The organism is Chryseobacterium sp. 3008163 (assembly GCF_003669035.1).
GTDB lineage: Bacteria > Bacteroidota > Bacteroidia > Flavobacteriales > Weeksellaceae > Chryseobacterium.
In genome coordinates this window covers 3,995,871-4,010,780 of the sequence record NZ_CP033070.1, presented here as the reverse complement: position 1 = coordinate 4,010,780, position 14,910 = coordinate 3,995,871, and the positions used below count along the sequence as shown (strand labels likewise).

The 14,910-nt window shown below is 33.9% G+C and carries 16 protein-coding genes and 1 tRNA gene; 2 read left to right on the top strand and 15 right to left on the bottom strand.

What is annotated here, in order from left to right; genetic code table 11:
- Positions 1-2: 2 nt before the first annotated feature.
- From EAG08_RS18600 to EAG08_RS18580, 5 genes are all read right to left on the bottom strand, one after another.
- Positions 3-314, bottom strand: coding sequence for a hypothetical protein (locus tag EAG08_RS18600; RefSeq protein WP_129536741.1), 312 nt, complete (start codon positions 312-314; stop codon positions 3-5).
- A gap of 193 nt (positions 315-507) precedes the next feature.
- Positions 508-756: a hypothetical protein gene (locus EAG08_RS18595; RefSeq protein ID WP_129536740.1), complete on the bottom strand. Its 249-nt coding sequence runs from the start codon at positions 754-756 to the stop codon at positions 508-510.
- Between the two features lie 304 nt (positions 757-1,060).
- Positions 1,061-1,654: a GEVED domain-containing protein gene (locus tag EAG08_RS18590; RefSeq protein WP_262696852.1), complete on the bottom strand. Its 594-nt coding sequence runs from the start codon at positions 1,652-1,654 to the stop codon at positions 1,061-1,063.
- 26 nt (positions 1,655-1,680) lie between these two features.
- Positions 1,681-2,106 (bottom strand): DUF2141 domain-containing protein, encoded by a 426-nt coding sequence (locus EAG08_RS18585; protein WP_129536738.1) that lies wholly within the window; start codon positions 2,104-2,106, stop codon positions 1,681-1,683.
- A 17-nt stretch (positions 2,107-2,123) separates the two neighbouring features.
- On the bottom strand, positions 2,124-3,101 hold the full coding sequence (locus tag EAG08_RS18580; RefSeq protein WP_262696761.1) for an NAD-dependent epimerase/dehydratase family protein: 978 nt from the start codon (positions 3,099-3,101) through the stop codon (positions 2,124-2,126).
- 301 nt (positions 3,102-3,402) lie between these two features.
- On the opposite strand from EAG08_RS18580, the gene EAG08_RS18575 reads away from it, so the two are divergent.
- Positions 3,403-3,951 carry a TetR/AcrR family transcriptional regulator gene (locus tag EAG08_RS18575; RefSeq protein ID WP_129536736.1) on the top strand — a complete coding sequence of 183 codons (549 nt, stop codon included), beginning with the start codon at positions 3,403-3,405 and terminating at the stop codon, positions 3,949-3,951.
- 184 nt (positions 3,952-4,135) lie between these two features.
- Here the strand turns inward: EAG08_RS18575 and EAG08_RS18570 are convergent, their stop codons facing one another.
- The 7 genes from EAG08_RS18570 to EAG08_RS18540 form a co-directional block, all read right to left on the bottom strand.
- The gene (locus EAG08_RS18570) at positions 4,136-4,327 is read right to left on the bottom strand and encodes a cold-shock protein (protein WP_129536735.1); all 192 of its coding nucleotides are present in this window, start codon (positions 4,325-4,327) and stop codon (positions 4,136-4,138) included.
- A 767-nt stretch (positions 4,328-5,094) separates the two neighbouring features.
- Entirely contained in the window at positions 5,095-5,535 is a 441-nt protein-coding gene (locus tag EAG08_RS18565) for a hypothetical protein (RefSeq protein ID WP_129536734.1), read from the bottom strand.
- A gap of 253 nt (positions 5,536-5,788) precedes the next feature.
- Entirely contained in the window at positions 5,789-7,054 is a 1,266-nt protein-coding gene (bioA, locus tag EAG08_RS18560) for an adenosylmethionine--8-amino-7-oxononanoate transaminase (RefSeq protein ID WP_129536733.1), read from the bottom strand.
- Between the two features lie 17 nt (positions 7,055-7,071).
- A complete protein-coding gene (gene bioB, locus EAG08_RS18555; protein ID WP_129536732.1) occupies positions 7,072-8,085 on the bottom strand; it encodes a biotin synthase BioB in 1,014 nt (337 codons plus the stop codon).
- The gene (gene bioD / locus EAG08_RS18550) at positions 8,085-8,696 is read right to left on the bottom strand and encodes a dethiobiotin synthase (protein ID WP_129536731.1); all 612 of its coding nucleotides are present in this window, start codon (positions 8,694-8,696) and stop codon (positions 8,085-8,087) included. The genes bioB and bioD overlap by 1 nt, the downstream gene beginning before the upstream one ends.
- Positions 8,697-8,715: 19 nt before the next feature.
- Positions 8,716-9,825: an aminotransferase class I/II-fold pyridoxal phosphate-dependent enzyme gene (locus tag EAG08_RS18545; RefSeq protein ID WP_129536730.1), complete on the bottom strand. Its 1,110-nt coding sequence runs from the start codon at positions 9,823-9,825 to the stop codon at positions 8,716-8,718.
- Positions 9,818-10,441, bottom strand: a complete 624-nt coding sequence (locus EAG08_RS18540) for a hypothetical protein (RefSeq protein WP_129536729.1) — start codon at positions 10,439-10,441, stop codon at positions 9,818-9,820. The genes EAG08_RS18545 and EAG08_RS18540 overlap by 8 nt, the downstream gene beginning before the upstream one ends.
- Before the next feature lie 65 nt (positions 10,442-10,506).
- Here EAG08_RS18540 and EAG08_RS18535 point away from each other — a divergent pair, with 65 nt between their 5' ends.
- On the top strand, positions 10,507-11,985 hold the full coding sequence (locus EAG08_RS18535; RefSeq protein WP_129536728.1) for a PLP-dependent aminotransferase family protein: 1,479 nt from the start codon (positions 10,507-10,509) through the stop codon (positions 11,983-11,985).
- A 481-nt stretch (positions 11,986-12,466) separates the two neighbouring features.
- Here EAG08_RS18535 and EAG08_RS18530 read toward each other — a convergent pair.
- From EAG08_RS18530 to EAG08_RS18520, 3 genes are all read right to left on the bottom strand, one after another.
- A tRNA-Arg gene (locus EAG08_RS18530) sits at positions 12,467-12,540 on the bottom strand.
- 77 nt (positions 12,541-12,617) lie between these two features.
- Positions 12,618-14,387, bottom strand: coding sequence for a TonB-dependent receptor (locus tag EAG08_RS18525; protein ID WP_129536727.1), 1,770 nt, complete (start codon positions 14,385-14,387; stop codon positions 12,618-12,620).
- Between the two features lie 32 nt (positions 14,388-14,419).
- Positions 14,420-14,905, bottom strand: a complete 486-nt coding sequence (locus EAG08_RS18520; RefSeq protein ID WP_129536726.1) for a hypothetical protein — start codon at positions 14,903-14,905, stop codon at positions 14,420-14,422.
- Positions 14,906-14,910: the final 5 nt, after the last annotated feature.

Sequence of the window (14,910 nt, the reverse complement as noted above, 5' to 3'; positions counted from 1 at the left end):
GTTTACGGCTGCAAATTAGGGAAAAGTGTGTAAACTTCATTCTTTAAAAGTCCGCTTCCTCCGCCGTAATGGTCGATGACCTTCACTTCTTTATCTAAATTTTTACAAAATACTTTAATTTCATTTTCAAATTTCTCTTCTAAACCTGAACTCAAAAGAACGATATCTATGTGATTTTCTTTGATGTAATTATAACAAATATTTTCATCGCTTTGAACCTCAGCTTTCCAGCCTTCATTATTTTCGATGATTCTTTTTAACGTTTCAAGAATTTCGTTATTCTTTCCTATGACCAAAAAATTTAATGTTTCCATATGTGTTTATGTTTGAATTCTTGCTTATTTTTAATTTTATCTGGCAAATTTATGGCAATAAAAAACCTCTCACATTTAACTAGTTTAATTAATCATGAAACTCTTATTTTTTTATGCGAAAAATAAAAAGAGATCTGCCGACTGGGCAAATCTCTATTTTATTAAAGTCTTAATGACTTACTTATTATTTGATTTAAAAAGCCTTAAGTTGCTCATCATAATAAAGAATCGCATCATCAATCACTGAAGTTATTCTCGGGAAATTGTTATAGCGTTCCCCAAAAACTTCCAGTCCGGTAAATTCTGTAGAGATATTGCTTGCAAAAGTACTCGTCAAATTTATTGTTCTCAGTACCTGACTTACCTGAATCAAAGTATTGATTTTGTTGTCAATAGATAACTGTGGCGTCAGATGCTTTCTTAAACCTTTCAGCTCATCCAACTGCTCTTTAGTTACCTTTTTTTCTTCTTTCCCATGAAGTAAAATTACATCTTTTCAGAAGGCGATTTTTTTATTTAGTGTTAACAAATTGTTACGGGATATGTCAATTTTTAAGTTTGATTAAAATCTTTTTTTAAACAAATTATATCATCTGCAATACATCAAGCGGTCTGCCGGAAAATCCGACACCATTGTAACATTGTAAAACAACAAATCCTCTCAAAATGATTGAGAGGATTTATTATCGTTTTAAACTATAGCTGCATCTTTGCACAAAACAGCTACAGAAAAAGATAAGTTTATATTATTCTTTAATAAATTTCTTCTTCACCGTACCTTTTACATCTTCTATATCGATGATGTACAATCCGTTTATCAGGCTGCTTACGTCAATTGCGTTATTTACAATCAGACCCGATGACACTAATCTTCCGGAAGCACTGTAAATTTTATAAGCACTCCAGCTAGTTCCACATTTTGCATGAATCTGTACCTGATAAGCAGTCTGCTCTAAAAGGCCGGTGATTGAATAGTAACTTTGTCCGACAGCCAATTCTACATACCCTAAAGGTTGCAACTTCCAAACTCCCGTAGTTCCTTGTCTCCATCTGATTCTGTAGGTAGCATTAGCAGTAGAAATCCAAGACACATACGCTGTGGAAGATGTCATATTAGAAACTGTAGGCACCGGAGTCGTTGTACTACATGGCTGCAAATCGATAAACTTAACTGCATAATCCTCAACTTCTCCGTATGTATTTCCTGAACAAGCACCAGCGGCGACGGCATAGGAAACTACAACTATCATTCTTGTCGCATTAGGACCATTGTAAGTTACGGCTGGAACATTGAACGTTCCTGTAACAGGTGATGAAGCATTAGAGCCACAAGTATATATCAGCTCACTTGTCTTGAAAACGCCACTTAATTCCCAATCAAAGCAATACTGGCTTTAGTAGATTGCTTGACTGCAATTTTCACATCATCAAATGCGGGAGCGGAAAGTTTGGGTCTGTAATTTTTTGAAAAACCAAATCCTTCGGTTGGATATCCGATCATATTTCGGTCGCATTTTCCGTTGTTATTCACATCTTGGTAAACTGCAACGGCGTATTCTCCGACAGGCAGATTTTTAAATATGTAGCTCACCTTATTTCCCGCAACCTTTACTTTAGCATTGGCAAAGGCAACATCTTCCTTCAAAAAACCACCCTTCTTATTGTAAAGTCCAAGATAGACAGAGCCTTTATCAGGTACTAAATCAGATACTTCCACCGTAAAGTGATGTTGTGCAAAAAGACTTGTATTGATGGTAATCAGGAATATTATCCCTATTATTTTCTGTAACATACGTTTTGTTTTTAAGTTTATTGATAAGCCGGTTCTATAACTTTTTTTTCATTTTTGTTAAAAAAATGTTCCATTTCTTCTTCATTCCCGTTTCGGTAAGCCTGATAGGGTTCCGATTTTGAAAGCAACCAGCGTTTAATAAAGTTTCTAAAAAGAATAGTTATTTTTTTCTGAAAAGGATTAACCTGTTGATGAACCATCTCGAAATAATCAGCTAAACTCTGTTGACGAAAACGGATAATTTTCTCAAGTTGATGACCGTCAAATAGTATTCCACAATGAAAATTCTTCTCCGCAAATGCTTTTTCAGGAAAATTGACCTTACCAAGTCCAAATGCATCAAACATTTTCACAAGGAAGGAACGGTAGGAAATAACGCAGTCTTCTCCCCCACCTAAGTTAAAAATCCGTTTTTCAAGCTGGTCTTGAAAAGCAATTGCATTGGCAAAAGCCCGTCCCGTATCTTCAGGTGTACAGATTTCCATCGGCGTATCGAGCGGCATATGAAACATCAGTTTTGAGATTTTATGATTACCCATAATAGCAGCCAAACGAAAAATCGACCAAGATAAATTTGATTTTACAATTGCCTTCTCACATAGCACCTTGGTTTCACCATATTGATCACCGGGGCTAGGTTTTAATGGGTCATTCACAGAGATTTCGGGGTTATTAATACGATCTCCATACACCGAAATACTTGAGCTGAAGAGCAAATAACATTGAGGTGATTTTTTTTCCAATGCGTGAATGAGATTTTCTGTTCCCTGCACATTGACTTTGTAAGCCAATTCGGGATTTATATCTGCAAAGGGCGGAATAATTGCCGCCAAATGAATAACAACGTCCTTATTTTGACTTACTTGTTCCAACGCTGAAGCACTGCAGATATCACCATAAACAATCTCTACACGGTTACGAAAAGGTGCTAATTTTTTAACGGATTTTCGAGTTTTCACATCAAAAACAGTAATTTCATAATTGGGATTTTTCATCAAATGCTTCAAAGTTTCGAAACCAACCGTTCCCGACGCACCGGTGATAAGAATTCTCTTTTTGTAGTAACTATTGTATTTTTCATTGTTTCAGATTAAAAATGATTTGTTTATTCAATCGTAACCGTACGAAATAAAGTATATATTTGTTATACACTTTGTTCATTATCTAACATAATGCTTGATTACGATCGCATTGTAAAACTATTACTTAGGAGTGAGATTAGCGTTGCAAACCGATGAATTCTGTTTAATAGGAAACAAAAATCAGTGATTTTGTAGCGTAAATAAAAAAATTAAGATGGAATTAAGAAAAGACCGACGGGTACAATATACCAAGAAAGTATTACGAGAGGCATTGTTTGACTTATTGAAGGACAAGGAACTGAGCCAAATCTCCATAACGGAATTATGTAAAACAGCAGATGTCAATAGAAATTCATTTTATCGGCATTATACGATTCCAATGGATATACTACTGGAGCTGGAAGAAGAAGTTTTTGAAAAATTGTCTGCCGTACTCCGTAAAAGCTACAAAATGGACGAGGTGATATTGCTTAGCTGCCAGCTGCTGGAAAATGACAAAGAGATGAGTAAAATAGTTTTCAGCAAAGGTGACGGAAGCGGAATTTTATCTCGCATCCTGACCAGTGTTAGAAATCATTTTCCGGTGGAAAATCAAATCGAACTCACCCCGGAAACACAGCCTTTTCTGGAAATGGCCTATCAATTCGGTGAAAAAGGAAGCATTGCTGTCATCAAAAACTGGGTTGAAAATGATTTTGCCCAACCTGCCGAAAGTGTTGCACAGATGATTAGCTATTTGGTCAATAAGGTCAATAAATTATAGGAACTCATACAGATTAGAAACGTTTAAGATTTTCAATCATGTTATTAATTTTATATTTGATTATTCATCTATAATTTTTTAAGAGTAGAAACCATTAACATTAAAACACTCATACCCAAAATTAAAAGAGCAGATAAAATAAATTATCTGCTCTTTGTATAACGTATAAGGTTATTTATTGGAGTTACGCTATTTTAACGTTAACTGCATTAACACCTTTGTTTCCATTTTGTAAATCGAATGTTACGACATCATTTTCACGAATGTTATCTACCAAACCTGAAGTATGTACGAAAACGTCTTGACCACCTGTAGATGGAGTAATAAAACCAAATCCTTTAGTTTCGTTAAAGAATTTTACTGTTCCTTGTTGCATTGTATTATGTATTAAAAATTATTGTATTCTGTTTTATAGGATCAATTATCCCTGTGCCTTGGTCTAAACCAAAACGATAATAACTTTTGAGAAAAAATATGGATGAATAGAATTTAAGAGTGAAAATCGAACTTCTTAAAAGGTAGAGCACCTAAAATATTAATGACAAAATTGAGCGGCTGTTATATTTTTGGGAATATATTTAAAATCACCTTTTAGTATAAACTACTGCCTTATTATTTTACAAATATAGTATATATATATGACATACACTAATAAAATGTAAATTATTTACAAAATTCATTGGTTATAACTAAATAATTATATAAAAATTATGTCAACACAGATGTAAAAAAATTAAAATTCATAAACTGTTTTTCATTACTTCAAATTTTAAAGCTGCATAAAATATCTAGCCTTCCTTAGTAACTGAAATAATCATTAAAAAACTACGACAGACAAAAAATTACAGCTTATAAACGGCTTGACATTATGTGATATACGTTCTTTCTATACAAATTATTACTAAATCAACTCCTTACCTTTTTCAATATGGACGAATAAAAGTTGGTACAATCAGATATAGTCTTGGTAGATAATACAGCAAACCAAGGTGAAAAATTTAGATTAAAAAACTGATTGAATTCCAAAAAAAAATCTCCAGTTTAACATAAAACTATGGAGATTTCTTAATATAATGATGATTTGGGTGTCAATTTTTAGAAAAGCCTTTCGCTTACGAGTAACTTTCTAATTTGTGAGGATAATTAAAAATTATTTTGAGATACAATAGAAACCAATGAAGATGATATTTTTTGTCGCTGAGCATAGGTGAATCCGAAAAGCTTAATTTTCACCGCATATTTTTTATTTCTTTTAGAATTTATTTTTAATACTAAAGACCCTGAAACGACATGATGGTTAACACTATAATCACAGATATAATTTTGGGGAAATTCGACCGCCGGAGAAATAAACTTTTTGAAGGTAAATGGATGTATCTTTCGAATGGTTACACATCCACCTGAAAATTCATAAGTAACAATCCTTATTTTTGTTAATATCACAATCAGTAAAGTAATTGCAGCAAAAAATAAGCTCTCTAAAATACTTTGATTGATTACTACTAAACAAAGCAGCATTACTATCGTTAAAATTAAAAGACTGTATGCCGTAATTTTTACGATGCTATCATTAGAAACTCTCATTTTTCTTTGAATAATATTTATAATTTTTTGATGACAGAATGTATTCTATCGTATTATTATTTACAATTTCAAAGATAAAATGTTTTAAGTTAATCTAAAGTGTATTTTTAAATAATATTCAATTATGACGTAAATATTCATAAATTTTTACGATTACACTTGTCAAATACGCTATATATCAATTACCAATAAACTTTTCCGTTGTAATATCCTTTAATGTAAAGCTCAATATATCACAAAGAATGAAAAATTTTTAAACGTAATTCAATACTTCTAAAATATTTTCATAAATAAAATTCAATTCTTTTGCAGAAATGCAATAAGGTGGCACCAGATACATTACATTTCCTAATGGACGCATAATGATTCCCCGTGATAGAAAGTCATCATAAAGTTTTTTTCCAATCTCATTAAAATATGAGGTTTCTTGATCATTTTTAATTTCCCAGGCCAAAATAGTTCCTGTCTGTCGGACATTTTCAACGTGTGGATGTTGTTTTAATATTTTTGAAAATTTATAATGTTGTTCTGAAATTCTCAGAATATTTTCTTGAGTTTCATCATTTAATAACAACTCCATACTTGCCAAAGCCGCGGTGCAAGCTAACGGATTTGCAGTGAAAGAATGTCCATGAAATAATGCCATATATTTTTCATCTGACAAAAAAGCATTGTAAATTTCATTCGAACAAGTCGTAATTCCCATTGGCATCGTACCGCCTGTTAAACCTTTTGAAAAACACATAATATCAGGGTTTTCCGAAAGATGATTGGCTGCAAAAAGCTTACCTGTTCGTCCAAAACCGGTAAAAACTTCATCCTGAACCATTAAAATCTCCTGTTCTCGACAGAATTTCATTAATTCATCTAAATCTTCAGCATCATACATCAACATTCCCGCTGCACCTTGAATAAGTGGCTCATAAATAAAACATGCAATTTCATTCGCATGATTTCGGATTTGTTTTTTTAAATTTTCCAAATTCCCAGAATTAGGAGTATCAATGAAAATAACTTCAAAGAGCATTTCACCGAAAGGTTTTGTCCATACACTTCTTCCGCTCACAGACATTGCCCCGAAAGTATCACCATGATAAGCATTTTTAAAAGCTAAAGTCTTTGTTTTTTCTTTCCCCCGATTATAGGCGTGTTGAATGCACATTTTTAAAGCAACTTCCACAGCAGTTGAGCCGTTGTCAGAATAGAAAACTTTTTGTTGATTTTCGGGTAAAAGTTTTAATAAATTTTCAGAAAGCTGTATGGCCGGTTCATGCGTAAAACCTGCAAAAATAACCTGCTCCAAGGTATTCAATTGTTCCGAAACACGCTGTGCAATATAAGGATGCGCATGACCGTGAAGCGTCACCCACCACGAAGAAACCGCATCAATATATTTATTTCCCTGATCATCAAAAAGATAAACTCCTTTTCCTTTAATAATAGGAATAATATCATCTGCTGTTTTCATTTGGGTGTAAGGATGCCAATTGACAGCTCTGTCGCGTTCTTGTAAATTCATAATTTTCAGGAATTAGACTAGGCGTTAGTTTTCCAGGTTTCAAAGTGATCTATCACTTTTTCTGCTTGTCTTTTCATCGGTTTTAATCCTAAAGTCTGCAGCATTTGCATATCTTCCGAAACTCCAGGATTGGGCGTCACCAATAAAGTTTCTCTTTCGCCTGTAAAAATCGAGTTTGCACCCGCCATAAAGCACCAACCTTGTTCAAATTCTGTCATTTCAATTCTTCCTGCACTCAGACGAACCATTGATGAAGGCATTACAATTCTTGCGGCAGCAATCATCCTTACCATTTCCCACGTATCTGTTTTTTCATTATTTTCAAGCGGAGTTCCGGCTACTCTTGCCAATGCATTAATAGGAACAGATTCTGGGTGTTTAGGCATGGTTGCTAAGGTGAGCAGCATCGAAATTCTGTCTGTAGGTGTTTCTCCCAAACCAATAATTCCTCCTGAACAAACGGTAATTCCTGCTTTTCTGACGTTGTTTATCGTATTAATCCTATTGTCAAAAGTTCTCGTAGAAATAATTTCTTCATAATATTGTTCCGAAGTATCCAGATTGTGATTGTAGGCGTACAAACCTGCTTCCTGAAGGCGGATCGCCTGTTCTTCGGTTAGCATCCCAAGGGTACAGCAAACTTCAAGTCCGAGTTCATTGACCCCTTTTACCATATCAATCACACGGTCAAAATCACGGTTATTTCTCACCTCTCTCCATGCTGCAGCCATACAGAAACGGGATGAGCCGCTGTCTTTTGCTTTTTGGGCATGCTCGATGACTTTTTCCGTTGGAAGCAAAGCCTGAACTTTAATATTGGTATGATAGCGAGCCGCTTGTCCGCAATACGAACAGTCTTCTGTACAACCACCCGTTTTTATCGAAAGTAATGTCGACATCTGAACTTCTTCAGGATTATGCCATTCACGATGAACGGTGGCTGCCTTATAAATAAGTTCGAGTAATGGTAAATTGTAAATTTCTTCTATTTCTTCTTTTGTCCAGTTATTTCTCAATTTTGTTCTATCCATTATCCTATTTTTGTTAATTGTTTTGTAACACTTTCTATGTTTTCTTTTGTTAAATTTTCGATGTTTGGAATTCTTATAATTTCAGTTTCCTGTTGAATATTTTTTCTGATAATCCGTTCTGTATCTATTGGGAAATCTCCATTAAGAATCAAATATTTCAGATTGATTTTTCTTTGGTTTAAAGCCATGATCGACAATAAACTGTGATTAATACAGCCTAAATAATTTCTCACGACAAGCGCAACCGGAATGTCTAATTTTTCAATTAAATCAATCATAAATTCGCTATCAGATAACGGAACCATAAGGCCTCCCGCTCCTTCTACGATTAAATTATTTTGAGTTTCAGGCAGTGTAAAATCATTTACATGAATTAAAATTCCCTCTTCCCCAGCCGACTGATGAGGTGATGCTGCAAGCTTTAAACGATATATTTCCTGATGAATAACGATACCTTCACTTACCCAATCTCTAATTTTCATACTGTCTGAAAAATGCAGATCTCCTGATTGTATCGGTTTCCAATAATCTGCTTTGAAATATTGAACTAAAATTGCTGAGCAAACAGTTTTTCCCACTTCCGTTCCTATCCCTGTTACGAATAATTTCATAAGTACCTTCTGTTTTTATTTAAATAAATTCTTTAATAATTTTTGTAAGCTTCAAAATCTCCTCTTCAGTATTAAAGCTGTGAAGACAAATTCTGAGACGTTCGGCTCCTTCTTTTACAGCCGGACTGAAAACAGCATAGGTTAAAAATCCTTCATCCGATAAAGTTTGCTTCACTCTATTCAGTCGGTCATGATCAGAAATTAAGATTGCCTGAATCGGACTTTTCGCAGAAGAAAGCGATTTCAAGTTTTGCTGACGAAAAATTTCAATATTTTGCTGTAATTTGATTCTTTCATTGTCATTCTCTTTCAAAAATTCATACCCTATTTTTATACTTCTCCATTGGATATCCTGAGCCGAGGTTGTATAAATGAATGGAGATGCAAAATTGACGAGATAAGATTTAACCACATCATTACATAGAATAGCAGCTCCGTGTGAGCCCAATGCTTTCCCATAAGTGATGACAGTTGCCAATATTTTCTTCTGAAGTTGAAATTGATCAACTAACCCATTCCCAAAAACTCCAAAAGAATGTGCTTCATCAACAATTAAGTACGCATCGTATTTCTCAGCGACTTCAGCAATTTCCTGAATAGGCGCAAAGTCTCCATCCATAGAATAAAGGCTTTCTATGGCGATGTACGATTTTCCGTTTTGTCTTTTTAAAATATTTTCCAGATCTCCGACATCATTATGACTGAATTTTATTTTTTTTGCATGAGACATTTTGCACGCATCATGCACAGAACGATGAATCTTTTCATCGACTATAATCGTGTCATGCCGAGTCGGAAGCGTTGAGAATAATGCCAGGTTAGCATTGTATCCCGAAGAAAAAAGGAGTGCGTCAGAATACTGATGTTCTTTTGCAATCAATTTTTCCGTCTTAACCACTTCAGAACTATTTCCGCTGATTAGCCTTGAACCTGTACTTCCCGATAACAGATGAGGATTATCCATAACCTGCTGCACTAATAAATTTTGCAATTCTTTGTTTTGTGCAAATCCTAAATAATCATTAGAATAAAAATCTATTCCTACTGATTGTGGTTTTAACACCCTCAAAGTTCCCTCTTCCTCTCTTTTGTCAAGAGCTTCTTGAAAATAATGAAAATTTTTAAGCATAATTCAACTTGCCAACTTCCTCAATGATGGCATCGATCCATTGGTCATGAAGTTCATGTTCGATTTTTAAAATATTTTCAGCGTGAGATTTCCAATTTTCAGAAAATTCATCCAATTGATTAATCATTTCTTCTAAATGACCTTCTTCTTCGAGAATAATAGATTTTACCATAATTTTTGAAGACGTTTTGGTAAGAATTTCCTGATAAACAGGATACAATTCATCGGCACGAACCTCAATGGCATAGGTTACAAAAAGATATGCTGCATATTTCAATTCATCTTTTGTAAGATTGAAATTGTTATACAGATATTTGCAGGCTTTAATATCCAAAGAATGAAGATACTGACGTGTTGCGATAGGTGCTAAAAGCTCTTCATTCTCATAAGTTTTGCAAGGTTCTGAATCTATTTTTGCAATTTGTTTTTTGAGGTAATATGCATGACGGTGTTCTTCACAGGCATGCTTCAGCTGAATTAGGTTTACTTTAGTAGGATGCTCACAAGCAGAAATCTTTCTGGCTCCTGCATTTTCCATAAAAGAAAGTGTATTAAGCCATTTTGCATGGGTGTGATGATCCAGCACTATTTTCTCAAGAAGTTCGTAAAATTCCATTTATTTTTGATTTGGCTCAAAAGTAGTATATTACCGGATGGTTCATTAGTGCCAGTTTTTACATTATGAGTAGTCCGGTTGAATTTCCTTATGAAAGTTTTATTAAAATAGATAGAAATTCTGATGTTTCTATATACATGCAAGTCTCAACTCAATTAATCAATGCTATTCAAAGAGGTGTTCTTCCATTTGGAACCAAGCTTCCCGGAACCCGAGTTTTAAGTATCAATTTAAAAGTTCACAGAAATACGATTGTAGCAGTTTATGATGAATTATTTTCCCAGGGTTGGGTTGAAAGCCTACCCAATAAAGGAACCTTTGTTATCGGAAAAGAAAACGATAAACCCGTAAATATTTTAAGTTTTGAAAAGAAACAACTCGTAAATTATCCAAAATCTACCGGTTTCGCTTTTAAAACATCAAACATTCTTGACAATCCTTTTGAACATTCCAATTGCGAATTTGTTTTTGATGACGGCACTCCTGATGTTCGACTTACACAGATAGATCATCATTCTAGAATTTACAGTTCCACACTGAAGCGAAAAGCACACAAGGTAGGACATTACAATAACGACGGCAGCGAGTTTTTTAAGAAAAACCTTTCACATTATTTAAATATATCAAGAGGTTTACCCATTTCAAAAAACAATCTCCTCATTACAAGAAGCACAGAAATGAGCATTTACATTGTTTCTGAAATTTTACTTTCGGCTGGAGATACTGTTTTGGTTGGTGAATTAAGCTATTTTTCAGTGAATATGATTTTTCAGAAATCAAGAGTTAATATTCAAACAATACCGATTGACGATGACGGGATAGATGTAGAAGAAGTAAGAAAAATATGTAAGAAACAGAAAATCAGAATGCTTTATCTTACACCTCATCACCACTATCCTACTACAGTAACTTTAAGCGCACAACGAAGATTGGAATTACTGAAACTTTCCCAAGAGTATGGCTTTATTATCCTTGAAGATGATTACGATTATGATTTCAATTACGACAAAAGCCCTATTCTTCCTCTAGCGAGTGCCGATACAAGTGGAATGGTCATTTATATCGGATCTTTCGGTAAATCTTTGGTGCCAGGATTCAGAACGGGATTTATCGTTGCCCCTGAAAATTTGATGAATGAAATGCGAAAATACTTAGGAATTATAGACCGTCAGGGTGATGTTCTTATGGAACATGTTTTGGGTGAAATGATAGCAGAAGGCGAAATCAATAGATACCTAAAAAAATCATTAAAAATATACAAGGAACGCAGAGATTATTTCACTATGCTTTTGGAACAGCAGCTAAGTGAACATCTAGACTTCAAAAAACCTTCAGGAGGTTTAGCAGTCTGGATGAAATGGAAAACTCCTGTGAATCTAATGCAACTCAGTCACCATTGCATTAAAGACAATCTTTTCATTCCAAAAACATTACTTTACCAAAATAAAAATCTTACTGCAATGAGGTTAGGCTTTGGAAATTTAAGCATGGAAGAAATGGATAAAAGTATTGATATTTTATCTAAAAACGTGAAAATTCTATAACATCGTTAATCTAAAAATTATCCATTATTTTAAAGGCTCAATCTTTTATTATATGTAGTTATTAGCTGTTAGATAATTTGCACAATAAGTTTTAACTGATCCTTTGAAAGATTCTCAACAAGTGAGCACTGAAGAAAACTCTGATATTGAACAAAAATTACTTTAGGAAGATCAATTACAAAAAATTAAAAACCTTCTCGAGCAAGTAGCTAAAAGAAGCCGTGAATTCTTTATCGGAAATAAAATCCAGAATCTAAGTCTTTTTAAAATGAAAAAAATTATACAAATAATAATCAAAAGCTGACTCACAAAAATACCGATATCAGAACAGAAATTGAATGTGTTCGATTTTTACTCAAAAACTCGAATTTGATGAAACTGTTTTGAACCACCCAAATCAATTCTGCACTATCTTCTATCTTGCTAATTAACAATCTCTTATAAAACAAAAAAGCACTCCTAAAAGTGCCTTAAAAATCTGTGACTTCGAAGGGATTCGAACCCCCAACCCTTGGAGCCGAAATCCAATATTCTATCCAGTTGAACTACGAAGCCGTTTTTTATTATTGATAAATGATAATTTATAAGTGATATGACAATCATGCATCAATTATCATTTATCAATAATTATTTTAGAATGTAATCTTCACACCTCCCACAACCTGCGCACCAAGAACTTTGTAGCCTTTGTACGTTTGGTATTTTGAGCTTAGAAGATTGTTTCCGAGTGCGAAAATACTGAAATTTTTGTGAATTTTATACTCTGCAGACAAGTTTAAATCTGCATAGCCCCCAACTTTATCATTCGTGTCTTCTGTTGACTGGAAAATCAACGACGGACTTCCCACGCCTTCAAGTATATACGAGTTTGTAGTTCTGTCTGTTGCGAAGATTCCTTTGAAGCCTAATGACAGTTTTTTCTCGAAAATGGTATATTTTGCACCGATGCTTCCTGTAACCAAAGGAACGTTGTAAATATTGTCATAATTCTTTAAATCGTACTTTAAAAATCTAACATCAGCATCAACAATCAGATTTTCTAAAGGAAAATACTGTAAACTACCTTTGATGTCGCTTACATTTCCATCATCGTAAACTGCAGAAAATGTATTGGCAAAATCATAACCCGGTCTGTCTAAAGTAAATGTATTGTCGAACAAATTATTTCCTTGGAAGAACATAATATTTCTCATTTTTCCGAATCCTGCAGAAACATCGTATTTAAAAGTTTCGTCGATATCACCTCTTAAACCTGCATAAAAATGATATTGCGTTTCAGTTGGTCTTAACATCTGGTCTGAAACCAAAAACGGATTTGTCTGCAATAATTCGCTGTACGTATTCAGTTTCAAACCACCGTCAACTCCACCATAGAATTTAAATTCTTTAGCAGCAGCTACCTGAAACTCAGCTTGCGGAAACCAATATGTTTTATTGTTTTTTAATTCTTCAGCTAATATTAAATTTGAGTTTCTCGCATTTAAAAAAGAAAATGAAGAACCCAACATCAAATAAGATTCACCTTTTGCAAAAGTTACTTTCGGAGCAATATCTGCATTGAAAAAGGTTGACGAGTTTTTATTTAATAAAGCAAAATCTGTTTTTACCGTTTCCAAGCCTAAGCCTAAATCAGCATTCAATACAATTCCGCTTTTTCCTAATTCAACAGCGTGTTTTGAAAGGTTGGCCAAAATGGAAGCCTGATTTTCTTTTGCATCAAAATGGTCGCTCAAAAAGGAAGATTTCACTCGTACATCATTTAAAATTTCATTTGAATAAAAATCATAATAACCGTTTACTTTAAACTGGTTCACTTTCTGCTTCAAATCTACATCCGCAGAAGGCGTCAAGGCATAAATTCCGTAATAGTTGTAATTATCTAAACCATATTCAGCATTCACATTGATTTTTCCTTTTTCTCCATAAGAATTTAAGAAAGCTCCAAAAGTTGCCGAACTCTGATTCGAATCCCAATCGTAAACTTTCTTCAAACCATTGGTAGAAAGCACATGAACGTCCGCTCCCACTTCGATTTTGTTCTCAAGCGTTTTAGAAATATTGGCGTCCGCTAAAATCTTTCCGTAATTCCCCATTCCAAACTGGAAATAGTTATTCTGAGCCGTTCCGTCAAATTTCGGAGCAACATCTTCCCCCTGAATGGTAGAGGTTTTAAAATCTGAAACCGCAGGAACATCTGTAATATTGTATTTCACAGGATTCGCCGATTTCTCTTCCGGCGGATAATTTTTTATTATTTCTACTGAGGTTTTCTTCTTCTCAATTTTCTTTACTTCCGGTTCTCTTTTCTTATTAAGAATCAGTTTCTCCTCTTTTATCTGAGAAAACGCCACCGACGAAATTCCTAGGAATAATATAGATAATATTTGAATTTTCTTGTTCATACTTTCTTTGTTTGAAAAATATAAAACGGGGATTATTTATTTAAGGTAAGATAATTACCCAATAAAGCTTTCCCGGCTTGTTTGTTATAAGTTTTGCCCAGTCTGAATATATTAAACAGCCATAGGCTTTGATAAACTTCTAATTTGTACTGATGATTTTTCTTGATATTATGTTCTGTCAAATTATAATCATACGAAATGCTGTACGGAAAACCTGAAGGCAAAAGTCCGAATGTTATCATACTACCAATCATAGCATTTCCGCATGATGGAGTGTAAGTTTTCATTGGTAGCAATTCGAGTTTTGCAACGTTTGTACTGTCATCAACGATTTCGTAGATATTTGAATGCTTTAAAATTTCATATTCTTTTTTTAAATCTTTATTCACTACAAAAATGTTCTGCTTTGGAAAATTAGGTTTCACGTTTCTGTATTCTTTCGCAACACTGTATGAAGGTATACAGCTACAAAGTGAAGCAGATGAGAGTAAAGAATATATCAAAACTTTAAACTTCATTGATT

What these genes read in the sequence shown, in the direction of transcription:
- EAG08_RS18580 (WP_262696761.1), bottom strand. Translation starts at nt 3,101, where the DNA reads ATGAAAAATCCCAATTATGAAATTACTGTTTTTGATGTGAAAACTCGA.
- bioB (WP_129536732.1), bottom strand. Translation starts at nt 8,085, where the DNA reads ATGGATAGAACAAAATTGAGAAATAACTGGACAAAAGAAGAAATAGAA.
- EAG08_RS18540 (WP_129536729.1), bottom strand. Translation starts at nt 10,441, where the DNA reads ATGGAATTTTACGAACTTCTTGAGAAAATAGTGCTGGATCATCACACC.
- EAG08_RS18575 (WP_129536736.1), top strand. Translation starts at nt 3,403, where the DNA reads ATGGAATTAAGAAAAGACCGACGGGTACAATATACCAAGAAAGTATTA.
- EAG08_RS18525 (WP_129536727.1), bottom strand. Translation starts at nt 14,387, where the DNA reads ATGAACAAGAAAATTCAAATATTATCTATATTATTCCTAGGAATTTCG.
- EAG08_RS18520 (WP_129536726.1), bottom strand. Translation starts at nt 14,905, where the DNA reads ATGAAGTTTAAAGTTTTGATATATTCTTTACTCTCATCTGCTTCACTT.
- EAG08_RS18600 (WP_129536741.1), bottom strand. Translation starts at nt 314, where the DNA reads ATGGAAACATTAAATTTTTTGGTCATAGGAAAGAATAACGAAATTCTT.
- bioD (WP_129536731.1), bottom strand. Translation starts at nt 8,696, where the DNA reads ATGAAATTATTCGTAACAGGGATAGGAACGGAAGTGGGAAAAACTGTT.
- EAG08_RS18545 (WP_129536730.1), bottom strand. Translation starts at nt 9,825, where the DNA reads ATGCTTAAAAATTTTCATTATTTTCAAGAAGCTCTTGACAAAAGAGAG.
- EAG08_RS18565 (WP_129536734.1), bottom strand. Translation starts at nt 5,535, where the DNA reads ATGAGAGTTTCTAATGATAGCATCGTAAAAATTACGGCATACAGTCTT.
- EAG08_RS18585 (WP_129536738.1), bottom strand. Translation starts at nt 2,106, where the DNA reads ATGTTACAGAAAATAATAGGGATAATATTCCTGATTACCATCAATACA.
- EAG08_RS18570 (WP_129536735.1), bottom strand. Translation starts at nt 4,327, where the DNA reads ATGCAACAAGGAACAGTAAAATTCTTTAACGAAACTAAAGGATTTGGT.
- bioA (WP_129536733.1), bottom strand. Translation starts at nt 7,054, where the DNA reads ATGAATTTACAAGAACGCGACAGAGCTGTCAATTGGCATCCTTACACC.
- EAG08_RS18535 (WP_129536728.1), top strand. Translation starts at nt 10,507, where the DNA reads ATGAGTAGTCCGGTTGAATTTCCTTATGAAAGTTTTATTAAAATAGAT.